Origin of the sequence: Bacillus sp. MMSF_3328, assembly GCF_030733525.1 — a bacterium.
GTDB classification, from domain to species: domain Bacteria; phylum Bacillota; class Bacilli; order Bacillales; family Cytobacillaceae; genus Bacillus_AB; species Bacillus_AB infantis.
The window spans coordinates 161,891-176,753 of sequence record NZ_JASHIV010000001.1 but is presented as its reverse complement, the minus strand read 5'-3'; the positions used below and the strand labels follow the sequence as shown (position 1 = coordinate 176,753).

Sequence of the window (14,863 nt, the reverse complement as noted above, 5' to 3'; positions counted from 1 at the left end):
CTTTCTGTTAAATCAGGGATTTCCTTACCATCGCCTGCACTCCTTTTGGTACATAAGCGGCAACCTTCGTTCCCGGCTCACTCACTGTAACCCAGCCCAAACCAGAAATCACAATATCGGTTTTCCCTTCTTTGACAGTGAATTCATGCCTGACAAGCTCAGGAAATTCATCCATCTGTTCAGGGCGGGGCGGCGTAAGCATTTCCCCTGCGTGCTTCTCATACAGTTCATCTGCATTCTCAAGCTTTGTGCGATGGATATTGATTTCGTTGGATACGTGGCAAATGAATGCCTGTCTGCTTCCGCTGATAAAATCAAAGCGCGCCAGACCGCCAAAAAATAAGGTCTGCCCTTCATTAAGCTGATATACCTTTGGCTTGATTTCCTTCTTAGGCATAATCACCTTAAAGTCACGCTTATCGACAAAGTGGGCCATCTGATGATGGTTGATGATGCCCGGTGTATCAACAAGAGCTTTGCCGTCCTCTAAAGGTATCTCGATAATATCCAAAGTTGTCCCTGGAAAATGAGAAGTGGTGATGATATCCCCTTCTCCTGTTACCTCCTTAAGGATCCGGTTGATGAAGGTTGATTTGCCGACATTTGTACAGCCGACTACATACACGTCCTTGCCTTCCCTGTACTCATCTATCGCAGAAGCCACCTCCTGGATCGACTGCCCTTTCGCAGCACTGACAAGGAACACATCTTCCGGCCGGAGCCCCAGATTTTTCGACTCCTGCTTCATCCAGTTGATCAGTTTATTCCGCTTCACTGATTTTGGAAGCAGATCTGCTTTATTGCCGACCAAAAGAACCTTGTTGTTCCCTGTAAAACGATGCAGCCCCGGAAGCCAGCTTCCATTGAAATCAAAGATATCGACAATCTTGACGATCAGAGCATCGCTTCTTCCGATTTCATTCAGTATTTTAAGAAAATCATCATCAGTTAAGCTGACATCCTGGACCTCATTATAATGCTTGAGGCGGAAACAGCGCTGGCAGACAATCGCCTCTTTCTCTAAAGCTGATTTTGGCGCGTAGCCGAGCTCCTCGGGATTTTCTGTCTGGACCTTCACTCCGCAGCCTATACATACATATTGTTCACTCACGCATTAATCCTCCCATTGAATCTTGCCTTTTTTTCTGAACCAATTTAGAATCCGCCTTTCGACTTTGCGGTTAAATCTTGTTACAAATCCGTCCGTCTGGGCAACCGGGACGACAAGGATCGTATGGAACCCGCTCCTGTTGCCGCCTAGAACATCAGTCAGCAGCTGGTCACCTATGACAACAGTTTCTTCTTTTTTCAGGCCCATTTCACCCAAGGCCCTGTTAAATGCCCTTGTCATCGGCTTGCGCGCCTGGAAGATGAACGGAATGCCCAGGGGCTCAGAAAAGGCCTTTACACGGTTTTCTTTATTATTCGAAACAATTGTCACCTTAATATTCTGATGCTTCATTTCCTCAAACCATTTGATAAGCTTCGGGGTAGCAAGAGGCCTGTCCCACTCAACAAGCGTATTGTCCAGGTCAGTGATGATTCCCTTTACTCCCTTTGCCTTAAGGCTTTCGGGTGTTATTTCAAATATATTCTTAACATGCTGATCAGGCAAAAAATGCTTTAACATTGAAAACACCTCATTATTTTCATCCATTTTTGCAATGTATCCATCATACCCAATTTTAACCGCCAGTTCAAAATAAATCTTGCAAAGAGTGATCCATTTCTAAAAAGATGCCTAACAGGCTGCAAATAGATGCTCGTCTTTATTCCAAAGGTTGTCTTAAACATTGTTGTTGATTTTGGGCTCATTTGAGCCGGATATTCAGCTGTGCTTTGAAATGAAATGCGTGTGAAACAGAGTTTCCCAGGAATGAGGCCAAAATCAGCATGAAGCAATGAGAAGGCCATTCCAAAAAATAACTAAATATTTTTCGACAAAATTCAAAGCGCTTCCAGCATGTGGATAACTTTATTCACAAAACCCACTATGTTTTATATAATATTTTCCCCTTTATAAACAAAATAATCACAGGTTATCCACCGGTCTATGTGGATAATCAGAACGGTTGTTCCTGCCGTTTATTTCTGATAGAGTAAGGGTACAACAAAACATCTTACATTATATGTATATAAATATGCTTTTTAGAACCGTTATTTTACCGGACAGGAGGTACGGATTTAAATGCGCAAGCTGTCGGACGAACTGCTGATTGAATCTTATTTTAAAGCCAGGGAGCTGAACCTCAGCCCGGACTTCATCCGCCTGATTGAAACAGAAATCCACAGGCGTTCATTGACACATAAGATAAGGGTTTCCTCTTAAACAACAATGATACATACACATTCCAGACAGCATGAAAGAACAGAGGGTGAGCCCAGGGCTCACCCTTTTGCTTTGCTCTATATATCAGGAATCACTGCTGCACAAATTCCCCTATTGCTTCCCCGACCTTGATATGCGCTGGAAGCTGAAGATTGTCCGCAGGCTTGAAGGTGCCTGCTTCAAATAGAAGGACCACGGTCGACCCAAAGGAGAAATAAGCCATTTCTTTTCCTTTTTCAAGCTGTTCTCCTCTATGTGTCGCTTCAATAGTATTGACAAACATCGCGCCAACCTTAACAATGGCCAGATGGCCAAAAGCGTGTGCTACCTCGGTAACAGTACGATAATTTTTGGATAGGGGAGCTTTACCATATTTCAGTCCATGCTTATTGACTGGATAGGATTTGCCGCCCAGGGTCCATTGCCCTTCTACAGTCCCTGTCACCGGGCTGTGAATGCGGTGATAATGGCTCGGGCTTAAGTAAAAAATCATATAATGACCATTCCTGTATTTCCCCAGGGCATCCTGATTGCCAAGCATTTCTTCAATGGAATAGACCTTTCCTTTTACGGTGATCATGTGGTCATCCTGAATGATCCCAATATCTTCGATCACTGCATCAACCGGGCTGCTTGCAGCAGCCGGACTTGCGTCCGCCGGGCGCAGCCCTCCCTTCAGCTGCCGGATGAAGAAGTCGTGAAGTGTAGGATATTCGTCGATGGACCTGTCCATTTCTTCCATATTAATATTATAGGCATTTGAAAATGGCCGAATCATGATGCGGCTCTTTTTCGAGCGTGCAAACCTGCGCAGAAGTGCAGAGGTTCCTTTGCCGTTAGTAAGTTCAATGAACATTCGATATATTGGACGAATCAAGGTTTCAGCCTCCAGTGTTTGAGAATGCTCTTTACGTACATGCATAAAAGACTTAAAATAAAATATTATTATATAACAAATCGAAAATAAGTTGTATCCTTTCCGGCTTATAAGGAGTGAAGAGATTGTTCTTATTGGAGGTTTTTGACAGCACGGTCAAAAAATTAAAGACCCAGACAGCGAATGCTTTAACACTTCTCAATCTTTCGCTCGGCGGGTTTGCCATCATTTACAGCCTTAAGGGCAGCCTGAATCTCAGCCTTTTGCTCATTTTTATCGCTGCGCTTGCCGACCGCTTTGACGGCATGGTGGCCAGAAAGCTGAATATTGAATCAGAGCTTGGCAAACAGCTGGATTCCATGAGTGATATTATATCATTTGGCGTGGCACCGGCGTTACTCATTTATCAATCTGTTCTGTTTGATTTCGGGGCTCCCGGCTCCTTTTTCACCGTCTTTTATATAGCATGCGGTGCTTTCAGGCTGGCCCGCTTCAATATTTCAGAGAATACCGGCTATTTTACCGGGCTGCCAATTACCGCGGCAGGCTGCCTGGCCACACTCAGTTTTCTTGCTGTCCCATACTTTCCGCAGCATTTTTATTTATACCTCATGATGCTCCTTTCCCTTCTGATGATCAGCCCATTCAGGCTGAGGAAAATGTAAAAGCTAAATTGTATTTAAAAAACCGCACAGAATATGTGCGGTTTTCTTTGTTATCACTTTTCAGTCAGATTCAGGAATTCTTCTACATCGTCCATACACAGCTTTACAGCTTTTTCCCAGAAATCAGGCTTAGTCAAATCTGCATTCAAATGCTTCATCGCCAGATCCTCGACTGTCATGGAAGCTGTATCTTTAAGCAGGCTGATATATTTTTCTTCATACCCTTTGCCTCCTTCCAGTGCATTAGCATAAATGCCAAGGGAGAAAAGATATCCGAATGTATAAGGGAAATTATAAAACGGAACCCCGGTAATATAGAAGTGAAGCTTAGATGACCAGAATGACGGATGATACTCATCCAGAGCATTGGCGTAGGCTTCTTTTTGGGCATTGAGCATCAGTTCATTAAGGCGCCTGCCGCTTACCATGCCATTTTTGCGCTCATTGTAAAAGCTTGTTTCGAAAAGGAAACGGGCATGGATATTCATCAGGAGTGCCACAGAACGCTGGATTTTGTCCTCCAGCAGGGCCAGCTTTTCCTCTTCTGTTGCCGCATTTTTAACCGCTGCGTCAGCCACGATCATTTCAGCAAAGGTAGAAGCCGTCTCCGCGACATTCATGCTGTAATTCCTGTTAAGCGGATGCAGATCTTTCATGGCATAAGTATGGAAGCCGTGGCCCAGTTCATGCGCAAGCGTGGACACGTTTGAAGGAGTCCCGGAATAGGTCATGAAAATTCTGGACTGGCTGCTTTCAGGGAAGTAAGTATGGAAACCTCCTGGACGCTTGCCGGGACGGTCCTCAGCCTCGATCCACTTATTTTCGAATGCCATTTTTGAGAATGAGGTCATTTCCCCGCCAAATTTAGAGAAATGATCCAGAATGAATTCCGCTCCCTCCTGATAAGGCACCTTAGTCTCTGTAGAACCAAGCGGAGCATCAAGATCATACCAGCTGAGTTTTTCAAGCCCAAGCAGGCTTGCCTTGCGGTTCAGGAATTTTACCAGCGGCTGTTTGTTTTTGGAGATAACTCCCCACATTGCATCCAGTGTTTCTTTTTTCATCCTGTTGATTTCAAGCGGCTCTTTCAGAACATCGTCCCAGCCGCGCATTTTGTAAACATTCAGCCTGAAGCCGGCAAGATGATTTAGTGTCTTTGCCAGATAATCCTGTTCTTTGTCCCAGGCATTTTCCCATTCTTTAAATACATTCTTCCGGACACTTCTTTCCGGGCTTGAAAATTTATTGGCTGCCTGGCCGACAGACAAAAGCTGTTCCTGCCCTTTATCACTGAAAGGAATCCTGATTTTTCCGACGATTACATCATACATCTGCCCCCAGCTGTGATACCCGTCGATACCGAGTGCATTGATGAGGGATTCCTCCTGCTTGGACAGCTTTTCGGCTGCCCTTTCCCGGCGCTCTGTCAGGACGAACTCGAGCTCTGACAATCCATCCGCCTGCAGGAGCTGCTTCCAGTCCTCGTCAGAAAAACCGGCCAGCTTCTCGTCAAAATCAGTCAGCGCATTCTGAAATCCTGCACTTAGTACTGTGACTGCAGCACGGAGCTCATTGGCTTTGCTGTCAGCCATATTCTGTGCTTCAAGGCAGCTTACAAAGGCTCCTGCCTGGCGCAGTTTCTTGGTGGTGCCTTCAAATTTCCCGATCAGATTCAGCAGCGTCTGCTGATCCTGCTCTGCCGATGATGGCTGCCAGCCTTCTGTCAATGCGATAAATTCATCGATCAGCTGTTTTGTCTGATCTATATGTACGGCAAAATCCCCGGAGGAGCTCCCCCCTTCGAAAAAAACATCCAAATCCCAAACTTCTGAATATAAAGCTGTTGCCATTGCAAGTCCCCCCTTATGTATTCTAATCTATTATAGGTTTATTTTTCCGAAATTTCTATCAATATGCATGATTATAAGGGAAGGCCGGTCCACCTTCCCCATCGCTGCTAGCAGTTGCCATAATAGGTCCATCCCCCGAACACGATCAGCAGGATCAGGAGTACGACAATCAGCGCATACCATGCGCCACCTGCCCTGTAATAAGGCACTGGCGGAGGCGGCGGATAGTACGGATATGGATAATACACTGCTCCCTTACCTCCCTTCAGACTACGCTTCCAGATGAAAATATTCAGACTTTCTGATGTATTTTATGCTGTACAAATGCCCCTGTTTGGGCAAACATGCCGGTTTCCGCTAAAAAGAGCACAAATTTGTAGCAATTCATGGCCGGGTGAATACCCTGCATTATAGCTCACTGGAACGGGGGGTATTCCATGAAGATCATTTCCATCTGCCGGAGATGCAAAGGAACAGGCCGGTCTTCAGCTTGCAGGCTGTTCAAGAAAACCTGCTCCCTTTGCGGAGGATGCGGAAAAATAAAAATCACCATCTCAGATCGGCAAAAAAGCACTGGGCACTCATAAAGTTTTTCCTTCCTATAGAAGTACAGATTTTCAAATGGACAAGCATATGGCATCTTTAGGCTCTTTTATGTCTTTTCTGATATAATATTGTCAGCGCACAGGCTTATTGGGAAGCCTGTGCGCTGACTATACATAGCTGGAGTGGATACAATGAAGCTGAGAATAGCATTAATTCTCCTGTTTTCCTTCACCATTCTCATCATGCTGACTGGATGCACCCCTGAAAAAGAGGAGCAAAACAGCAGCCAGGAGAAGGAGCAGGAAGTGACAGAGGAAGCTTATGACATTAAAAAGGCAGAAAAACAGCAAATCAGCAATATTTATGGCCTTGGCTATCCTGGTAATGATGACGCGCTTTATACAGCAGAAGAAGATGGCCTGAAGTTCTATAAAGACGGACAATGGTTTGAGCAAAATAAAAACAAGCATATGTATACGGGCTTCCAGGCAGTCGAAAACGGATTTATCTCAAGCGGAAAGCCTGCAGAAGGAGCTGGACTAAGAAGCCCGCTCGGCATTATCAAGAGCGATGATAAAGGAGCTACCCTGTCACAAATCAAGTTTTACGGCAAAGACCAGTTTTACTTCCTGGCCGCAGGCTTCAGCGGAGAGACCCTGTATATCATAAGCCAGGAGCCTGAATCAGAGCTTGGTGCCGGTGTTTTCCGTTCCACTGATAAAGGAGAGAACTGGGAGCCGGTGGAATTGGAAGGAATGGAGTCTGATACTCTAGGAATGATAGCTGTCCACCCTTCAAAGGAAGGCATGATGGCCATGTCTACCCGCTCAGGGATCTTCCTGTCCAATGATTTCGGAAAGACGGTCCAAAGAGTCTCAGATCCTGTCATGACAACTGCACTGGCATTTACGGAGGACCGTCTGATCTATTCTTCAGTAGAAAATGAAAAAATCCTTTTAAAAAGCCTTGACCTTGCCAGTTTGGAAACTGAGGGGCTTGATATCCCTTTTCTGAGTTATGACAACCCGATTACTTATATTGCTGCCAATTATAAGAAAGCCGGCACCATCTCGTTTTCCACCTATTTATATGATATATACGAATCTGCTGATTCCGGAGCACATTGGAACCAGCTGCTGAAGAACGGAAGAATTAAATAAAGAAGAGCACTATCCCCAGTGCCCTTCCTGTTAAGCAGGGATTATTTATCCCCGCTTTTTCTTTTCTCTTTTTCTGCCCGGTAAAATTCGTGGAACATTTTCATGAGCGCCCGCTTCTCAATCCTGGATACATAGCTCCTCGATATCCCGAGCTCCTTGGCAATTTCCCTCTGGGTCTTTTCTTTCTTTAAATCAAGCCCGAATCTGCCGATGATGACTTCTTTCTCCCGGTCATCCAGCACATCAATATACTCCTTAACCTTCTCCAGTTCCATATTCAGCTGAATCGTGTTAATAACATCCTCCGACTCAGACTTCAGCACATCAATCAGGGAGATTTCATTTCCTTCTTTATCCTGGCCGATCGGATCATGGAGAGAAACATCCTTCTTTGTTTTCTTAAGAGCCCTGAGATGCATGAGGATTTCATTTTCGATACAGCGTGCGGCATAGGTTGCAAGCTTTGTGCCTTTCCCTTCCGAATAGCTTTCGATCGCCTTGATCAGACCGATGGTGCCTATAGAAATGAGATCTTCTGAATCCTCTCCCGTGTTTTCAAATTTTTTCACAATATGCGCCACAAGCCGCAGATTATGTTCAATCAGCATATTGCGTGCATGGGCATCGCCTTCCGCCATGAGCCGCAGATACTTCCTCTCGTCTGCAGCTGAGAGCGGCTGGGGAAAAGCATTGTTTTTTACATAAGAGACAAGGAAAACAATCTCCTTTACCAAATAGCCAAGTGCTGTTGCAATTCCTGACATAAATGCACCCCCGCTTTCTAGGACTATTGCCTATAACTAATTCCTATGAAAGCGTAAGCCATGTTTTGTCTGTCCCACATATATTTTTCCAAACAATCTTGCCGGGCAGTGCTGCCCGGCCAGCTGTACAGCATTAGACAAAACAGCTTATTCTCTATAAAATATAAAGACATGATATGAAAGAGGTTAAGTTATGTCACCGCAAAAATTAATCATTTTATTGGTTCTTATTATAGTCTTATTATCAACCGCAGCGGAGTTTATCTTTGAAGGGATTTCGGCAAGGGGGCTCTTCCTGCTGGCAGCGACTGCCGGCTTGACGTTTTATCTGTGGAAGCGTCCGGAGAGAGAGAAATAAGCTTAAGCGGGGATTTTTCCCTGATGAAGCAGAATAGTGGTCCTACCTCACTCCGCTGGAACCGCTATTTCCGGAATAAAGCAAAATTGTGATCCCGGCTCACAATTCCCAATTCGCTGCTCAAAAAAAAGCACAAGCAGGTCCCTGGGTTATCCCCCCAGTCCCGCTTGTGCTTCTTTTCTGTCACTCCGCCCCTACCTCGGCTGATATGATCAGGCCGGCTGCACAGCAGACTACCAATCCCATTACAATCATGAACATGGTCAGCACTCCCTTGGTTTGTTATTTCCTGACTTGAATTTACCATATGGAAGCATCATGACAGCGCCCTTGTTGTGAAAGTTTTGTTAACCTTGTTTTTTAGCGGCCTTTTTCCGAAAATGCAATGTCAGCAGCAATACGTTCAATAGCATCATTCATTCCTCCCAACCGAACAGTTAGGTGGAGTCCTTCTCCACCCAAAAGATTGCTTGACGGCCTTGCATTAAATAAATCATCTAAAATTCCACCTTTCGCGAAGTATTTTTTCATTAAAGATTAAAATGGACGGTACATTGAATATTGGCGGTCTTTGTTTTGGTCATGGATCTTTTTCGCTTGCTCCTGCATCATAATTTCTTCTGCAGTCATCGTTCGCTTTCTGATCGTAATGGATAAAAATAGAATATTAAGTGTCATAATGTCTCACCTCCCTTGTCATATCCTGCGGGCACGCAAAAAGGCCGCAGAGGATTATCCCCTGCGGCCTTCAAATAGACATAAAAAGCCGCAGGGCACGATTCACCCTGCGGCACGGATATGCTAATTTATGCTATGCATTGAAATTAAGCGTTCCATTCCTTTAAGGCTGAATACGTGTTAAATTTAGTTGTTTTTGACTTCATTACAATTACATTGATCATTTCGTTCAGCCTCCTTTTTCCAGAAATATTCGCTTACATTGGTAAGTATATCCACTTTTAATCCTTTTGTAAACCTAAAATCTGCCTTTTTTTTAATTTTTATTTTTTTCTTATCAGGCAGCTGTAAAAAAGCAAGGAGAATAGCATTGGGAAGTATCAGGATAAGCTTTATAAAAAGTAAAAGGGCTCGGAGTATATCACCCCGAACCCTGCTATCTATAAATCTTTATTTTTTCATCAGAAATTCTTCGCCTTCATCCATCTCGCTGAGCTTGCTCCGCAGCTTTCTGGAAACTGAGAAGAAATATATAGAACCAAGCAGAAACACCATTGAAGCAGCAGCCATGATATTAAGGCTGGAAGCTTCCTTCGCTTCCTGCGGAATGATCACACCCAAATAGAAAAACGCGCCGACTGCCAGTAAAGCAATTGCAAACCTCTTATAATCTACCATTTTCTGATAAAGCTGTTTTGCATGTGTCTTCAATGCGTTCACCTACTTTTCTAAGCTATGCATCTACCATAACATAATTATGGCAGCTATTCGATGTAAATATCTGTTAAATTACTTTCTGATAAAAAAGGAGAGCCCTATTCAGGCTCTCCGCTGTTTTACTTTTCCAGTGCGTTTTTCAAGTCTTCAATCAGGTCTTCACTATCTTCAAGTCCGACAGAAATACGTACAAGCCCGTCTGTTATGCCGAGTTCAGCACGGCGCTCCGCTGGGATGGATGCATGCGTCATCCTGGCCGGCACTGAGATCAGGCTTTCAACTGCTCCAAGGCTCTCTGCCAGGGTGAAGTACTTTACCTTGCTGAGGAGCCTGTCGGCATTCTCCTCGCTGCCGACATCAAATGAGACCATTCCGCCAAAGCCCTGTGCCTGTTTTTTGGCCACTTCATGGTTTGGATGCGATTCAATGCCAGGATAGTAAACCTTGCTTACAGCAGGGTGGTTCTGCAGGAATTCAACAATTGCTTTTGTGTTTTCTTCTGTTTCTTCCATGCGCACCCCAAGTGTCTTGATTCCGCGCATAAGCAGCCAGCTGTCCTGCGGGCCAAGTACCCCTCCTGTGGAGTTCTGGACAAAATGAAGATCCTCTGCCAGCTTGCTGCTGTTCACGACTACGAGGCCGGCTACTACGTCACTGTGGCCTCCGATATATTTGGTGGCGCTGTGAAGGACAATATCCGCCCCAAGACTGATCGGTGTCTGCCAGTATGGAGTTGAGAATGTATTATCGACGATAGTCAGCAGGCCATGCTTCTTTGCAGCTGCTGCAGCCCCTTCAATGTCTGTGATTTTAAGAAGAGGGTTTGTCGGCGTCTCAAGATAGACAGCCTTTGTATTGGGCTTAATTTCAGCTTCAATGTTGTCAAGATTGCTTGTATCTACAAATGATGACTCTATCCCAAAACGGTTAAGTACTTTGGACATAACGCGGTAGGTGCCTCCGTATACGTCATCTGTCATGATGACATGGTCACCGCTGTCGAACAGCATCATAACGGCTGTAATGGCTGCCATGCCGGAACCGAAGGCAAATCCTGCCTCGCCTCCTTCAAGGTCCTTGATCAGCTCTTCAAGCGCATGCCTTGTCGGGTTTCCTGTCCTGGAATATTCAAAGCCCTTATGTCCCCCGACACCTTCCTGCTTATATGTGCTTACCTGATATATTGGAATATTGACGGCCCCAGTATGCGGGTCTCCTGCAATCCCGCCGTGTATGAGTTTTGTTTTTCTTTTCATATTAAATGCCTCCTTCGTAAATCTTCTTGCTCAAATAGCGTTCACTGCTGTCAGGGAATATCATGATGATATTCGTCCCCGGTGCTGCTTCCTTCGCTTCAGCCAGCGCTGCATGGAGGGCGGCGCCTGAAGAGCTCCCGACCAGGAGACCTTCTTTTTCTGCAGCCTCCTTCACAAGCCTGAACGCATCTGCATCAAGGACAGTATGGATGCTGCTGAAATAGGCTTCATCCATATAATCCGGCAAAAATTCCATGCCGATGCCCTCCGTTTTATGCGGCCCTGATTCTCCGCCATTCAAAATAGATCCCTCGGGCTCCACAATGACGGTTTTGATATCAGGATTTTGTTCCCTTAAGTATCTTGCCGTTCCCATGAAAGTTCCGCCAGTGCCTGCTCCTGCCACAAACACATCAACGTTTCCGGCCATCTGCTCCCAAATTTCGGGGCCAAGCGTCTTATAGTAGGTTTCAGGGTTGGCCGGATTGCCGAACTGCCTTGGACAGTAGGAGCCCGGAATTTCCTTCAATAGTTCATCAGCCTTTGCGATTGCGCCTTTCATTCCAAGCTCAGTCGGAGTATTGATAACCTCCGCTCCCAAAGCCCGCATCAAGTCCTGCTTTTCCAGGCTGAATTTCTCAGGTACGATTACTTTCACGCTAATGCCTTTATTCAGGGCTGCCAGAGCAAGGCCAATCCCGGTATTTCCTGCTGTAGGCTCAACTACCGTACCGCCTTTTTTCAGCTTGCCGCTTTCAAACGCTTCATTCAGAAGCTCCATCCCGAGACGGTCCTTCACACTGCCTCCGGGATTCATGAACTCCAGCTTGGCAAACAGCCTGACTCCTTCAGGCACTTCGAAATGCTGAAGCTCTATGATCGGTGTATTTCCAATAAGCTCATGGACACTTTTAAAAACTTTCAAAGAGGCTCTCTCCCTTTTTTCGCCTTCCTTATGCTTTCTCTTTAAGCGAAGAAACGATTTTCATAACGAGATTTGCTGAATGCAGGGCCGCTTTCTCCAGGAACTGATCGAATGAAACATCAGATTCTTTCCCCGCTATATCTGATAAAGACCGGATGACCACAAATGGAGTTCCAAATTGGTATGAAACCTGTGCGATTGCTGCTGCCTCCATTTCTACAGCCTGCAGATCCGTAAATTTTGTCCTTATTGCCTCGACACGCTCATGATCACTCATGAAGGAATCGCCAGTTGCAATCAGGCCCCTTACAGTTTGTATATCGCTGATTTCCCTGGCACAGTCCTCGGCAATCCTGATAAGATCCTGATCTGCCTCGAATGCTGCAGGCAGCTGGGGCACCTGTCCGTATTCGTAGCCGAACGCCGTAACATCGACATCATGGTGGCGGACTTCCGTGGAAATGACCACATCTCCGACATTAAGCTCAGGATTGAAGCCCCCGGCTGATCCTGTATTGATAATATAGTCGGGCTTGAAGCGTTCGAGAAGAATGGCACTGGACATTGCCGCATTTACTTTGCCGATCCCGGAGCGAAGGAGGATAACCTCGGCTCCATCCATTTTTCCTGAAGTGAATTCACAGCCGGCAATCGTTTCTGCTGCTGCCTCTGAAATATTTTCCCTTAATAGAGTCACTTCTTCTTCCATTGCTCCAATGATTGCTATTTTCATGATAGAACCTCTTTCTTAAATTTTTTCACCTTCCATCAGCCAGACAAAGTCATTGCAGCGGGAAAAACTTGCCTTAAAACCATTCTGTTCCAATATCCCTCTAAGGACCGGGATGGTTGTGTAGTATTCACGCTGCAGATCCTCTGCAAGATTGTGGAAGCCTTGGTCTTCTGCATCTGATATCGCTTTCTTATAGGCTTCTTCAGACTCATACATTGTATCCGCAAAAACTATTTTACCACCTATCGCAAGCAGGTGGCTATATGATGCAACCGCTTCGTTCTTTTCTGCATCGGTCAAATGGTGGAAAGCATAAGTAGACACAATCGTATTGACCGGATCCTGATCAGGATAGGATAGAAAATCTCCCTCTACGATAGACGCCTGCTCCCCAAGCTTTTCCCTCGCAATCTTCCTCATGGCAGGAGAAGGCTCAGCACCAGTTACCCGGAGCCCTTTTTCCAGAAGCTTTGCCGTCAGGTTGCCAGTCCCCGGGCCGAACTCCAGTACATGACCCGATGCGCGGCCGGCTACTGCATCCAGGATCCCTTCATAATTTCTGAAAACCTCTTTATATTCAAGATCATGTCCGGTCACACTGTCATCGTATGAATCCGCCCATTGCTCAAACAGCTCAATAAATTCTTTCCCCATTTTTTTCACTCCTGTTTTTGTATACTCATAAATCCTATAAGTATACTATGAATTAAAAAGTGACTTGTTCTCAATTTATCACAGACTATTTTTTTATTCAACAGAAATCATCCAGGAACTTTCTGCACAATCCTGTCCCAAATCTGGGCCGGACTGTACAAAATCTGCGGAACTTCCTGTAAAATAAAGGTGACAAAGCAAGAAGGGAAGATTCTCATGAACTTTCAATTTGATATGATTGAAGATAAGGTTGAATTTTTTGAGGCGGAGAAATTAAAGGATCTGGAGAAGAAAATAAACGATCAGATTGAAGTAAACAAAGCGATCCTGCTGACTGTCCACCATGTCTCCCATCAAATGCATGTGGATGAGAACGGAAGGACTTACTTTTCTGCCGTCGTTCTCTTTAAATCTAAACATAAATAAAAACCGGCCCCCCGGCAATCTGTTTATACAGATCACCCGGCGGGCCGGTTTTTCCTTTAGGCTTTTTTCGTTTAGATTGCTGCTTTCGGAAAAAGACTTTCTCTTTGTAAAGAGAGCAGCTCTTTTCTTATCATGATATTTCATGGTAAGCATTAATGGAAAACAACAAAGTTTAAGAAAAGAGCCTTACTTTATTGGACGCTGTTCAGCTCTTCCATTTTAACAGGCTTCCATCCTTGTCCGTCCACCCATTCAATATAGACACGGTATTTTTCCTGCTGGTCTTTGGTGGAGACGGTACCGACCGATTGATTGGGGCCGTTATTCCCTAAGAACCAGATGGTCATATTGCTCTCAGGTATTCCAGTGGCATAGGTGATGGCCTGGACCATCTCATTCCAGTCCACGCCTTCATAGACGGCTGTGTGCTCGCCTGTCTGGGAAGTGCCGACCGGCTGCCATGAAGGATTAACAATGGTCTTTTCGACATCAGGAGCACTGCCGCCGTCGGTGACCTCTGCATCTTCCTCAATATCCTGGTCTTCTTCCGCTTCTTCTCCATTATCCTCATCTGCATTTTCAGCATCTCCGCCATCCTGGGCGGAATCCTCAGCCTGGTCTGCTTCTTCTTCCTGGCCTGCTGTTTCATCAGATGTATTATTATCATTATCCTTATCATTATTTTCTGGATCGGCTTTTTCAGACGCCGGTGCCTGCTCGGCTGCTTCATCATCATTGCCGCCCAGGAATATCGCGGCAGATACAATAATGATCAATAAGAGCACAACCCCGATCAGCGTATTTAGAATAATATTGGTTTTTCTTCTTTTAGCCCTTTTCCCTGAGCGGGATGACCCGTTTGATTCTTCGAAATTGCCATTCACGTGTTTTTCTCCTCCCCATATATATGGTTGTCAACATTCTA

18 protein-coding genes are annotated in these 14,863 nt (G+C 45.3%); 5 read left to right on the top strand and 13 right to left on the bottom strand.

Features of this window, described 5'->3' with window-relative positions:
* Positions 1-7: 7 nt before the first annotated feature.
* Both yqeH and RBB45_RS00825 read right to left on the bottom strand, forming a co-directional pair.
* Complete coding sequence (gene yqeH, locus RBB45_RS00830) at positions 8-1,111, bottom strand: ribosome biogenesis GTPase YqeH (RefSeq protein ID WP_009796237.1); 1,104 nt, start codon at positions 1,109-1,111, stop codon at positions 8-10.
* Between the two features lie 3 nt (positions 1,112-1,114).
* Positions 1,115-1,630 carry a YqeG family HAD IIIA-type phosphatase gene (locus RBB45_RS00825; protein ID WP_101550594.1) on the bottom strand — a complete coding sequence of 172 codons (516 nt, stop codon included), beginning with the start codon at positions 1,628-1,630 and terminating at the stop codon, positions 1,115-1,117.
* Positions 1,631-2,188: 558 nt separating this feature from the next.
* Between RBB45_RS00825 and RBB45_RS00820 the strand changes: the two genes are divergently transcribed.
* A complete protein-coding gene (locus RBB45_RS00820) occupies positions 2,189-2,329 on the top strand; it encodes a sporulation histidine kinase inhibitor Sda (RefSeq protein WP_009796240.1) in 141 nt (46 codons plus the stop codon).
* 91 nt (positions 2,330-2,420) lie between these two features.
* Here RBB45_RS00820 and RBB45_RS00815 read toward each other — a convergent pair whose 3' ends face one another.
* Complete coding sequence (locus RBB45_RS00815; protein ID WP_035403641.1) at positions 2,421-3,206, bottom strand: phosphatidylserine decarboxylase; 786 nt, start codon at positions 3,204-3,206, stop codon at positions 2,421-2,423.
* A 125-nt stretch (positions 3,207-3,331) separates the two neighbouring features.
* Between RBB45_RS00815 and pssA the strand changes: the two genes are divergently transcribed.
* Positions 3,332-3,871: a CDP-diacylglycerol--serine O-phosphatidyltransferase gene (gene pssA / locus RBB45_RS00810; protein ID WP_148949007.1), complete on the top strand. Its 540-nt coding sequence runs from the start codon at positions 3,332-3,334 to the stop codon at positions 3,869-3,871.
* 53 nt (positions 3,872-3,924) lie between these two features.
* On the opposite strand, the gene RBB45_RS00805 is transcribed toward pssA, so the two are convergent.
* Positions 3,925-5,721, bottom strand: coding sequence for a M3 family oligoendopeptidase (locus tag RBB45_RS00805; RefSeq protein ID WP_148949006.1), 1,797 nt, complete (start codon positions 5,719-5,721; stop codon positions 3,925-3,927).
* A 107-nt stretch (positions 5,722-5,828) separates the two neighbouring features.
* Positions 5,829-5,969 (bottom strand): hypothetical protein, encoded by a 141-nt coding sequence (locus RBB45_RS00800; RefSeq protein WP_009796244.1) that lies wholly within the window; start codon positions 5,967-5,969, stop codon positions 5,829-5,831.
* 489 nt (positions 5,970-6,458) lie between these two features.
* Here RBB45_RS00800 and RBB45_RS00795 point away from each other — a divergent pair, with 489 nt between their 5' ends.
* Complete coding sequence (locus tag RBB45_RS00795; protein WP_148949005.1) at positions 6,459-7,427, top strand: F510_1955 family glycosylhydrolase; 969 nt, start codon at positions 6,459-6,461, stop codon at positions 7,425-7,427.
* A gap of 41 nt (positions 7,428-7,468) precedes the next feature.
* Here the strand turns inward: RBB45_RS00795 and sigK are convergent, their stop codons facing one another.
* Positions 7,469-8,191, bottom strand: coding sequence for an RNA polymerase sporulation sigma factor SigK (sigK, locus tag RBB45_RS00790; protein ID WP_009796248.1), 723 nt, complete (start codon positions 8,189-8,191; stop codon positions 7,469-7,471).
* 193 nt (positions 8,192-8,384) lie between these two features.
* Between sigK and RBB45_RS00785 the strand changes: the two genes are divergently transcribed.
* A complete protein-coding gene (locus tag RBB45_RS00785) occupies positions 8,385-8,549 on the top strand; it encodes a hypothetical protein (RefSeq protein ID WP_009796249.1) in 165 nt (54 codons plus the stop codon).
* 537 nt (positions 8,550-9,086) lie between these two features.
* Here RBB45_RS00785 and RBB45_RS00780 read toward each other — a convergent pair.
* The 6 genes from RBB45_RS00780 to RBB45_RS00755 all read right to left on the bottom strand — a co-directional run bounded on the left by RBB45_RS00780 (position 9,087) and on the right by RBB45_RS00755 (position 13,512).
* Complete coding sequence (locus RBB45_RS00780) at positions 9,087-9,227, bottom strand: YrzI family small protein (RefSeq protein ID WP_009796252.1); 141 nt, start codon at positions 9,225-9,227, stop codon at positions 9,087-9,089.
* Between the two features lie 450 nt (positions 9,228-9,677).
* Positions 9,678-9,947 carry a YrhC family protein gene (locus RBB45_RS00775; protein WP_262382929.1) on the bottom strand — a complete coding sequence of 90 codons (270 nt, stop codon included), beginning with the start codon at positions 9,945-9,947 and terminating at the stop codon, positions 9,678-9,680.
* A 116-nt stretch (positions 9,948-10,063) separates the two neighbouring features.
* Positions 10,064-11,200, bottom strand: coding sequence for a bifunctional cystathionine gamma-lyase/homocysteine desulfhydrase (locus RBB45_RS00770; protein ID WP_009796254.1), 1,137 nt, complete (start codon positions 11,198-11,200; stop codon positions 10,064-10,066).
* A 1-nt stretch (position 11,201) separates the two neighbouring features.
* A complete protein-coding gene (locus RBB45_RS00765) occupies positions 11,202-12,125 on the bottom strand; it encodes a PLP-dependent cysteine synthase family protein (RefSeq protein ID WP_101550375.1) in 924 nt (307 codons plus the stop codon).
* Positions 12,126-12,153: 28 nt separating this feature from the next.
* Positions 12,154-12,858: a 5'-methylthioadenosine/S-adenosylhomocysteine nucleosidase gene (gene mtnN / locus RBB45_RS00760; protein ID WP_009796256.1), complete on the bottom strand. Its 705-nt coding sequence runs from the start codon at positions 12,856-12,858 to the stop codon at positions 12,154-12,156.
* Positions 12,859-12,873: 15 nt separating this feature from the next.
* Positions 12,874-13,512: a class I SAM-dependent methyltransferase gene (locus tag RBB45_RS00755; protein ID WP_306009019.1), complete on the bottom strand. Its 639-nt coding sequence runs from the start codon at positions 13,510-13,512 to the stop codon at positions 12,874-12,876.
* Positions 13,513-13,728: 216 nt separating this feature from the next.
* On the opposite strand from RBB45_RS00755, the gene RBB45_RS00750 reads away from it, so the two are divergent.
* Positions 13,729-13,938, top strand: a complete 210-nt coding sequence (locus RBB45_RS00750) for a YrzA family protein (protein ID WP_009796258.1) — start codon at positions 13,729-13,731, stop codon at positions 13,936-13,938.
* A 191-nt stretch (positions 13,939-14,129) separates the two neighbouring features.
* Here the strand turns inward: RBB45_RS00750 and RBB45_RS00745 are convergent, their stop codons facing one another.
* Complete coding sequence (locus tag RBB45_RS00745) at positions 14,130-14,822, bottom strand: DUF1510 family protein (protein ID WP_022544215.1); 693 nt, start codon at positions 14,820-14,822, stop codon at positions 14,130-14,132.
* Positions 14,823-14,863 lie beyond the last annotated feature (41 nt).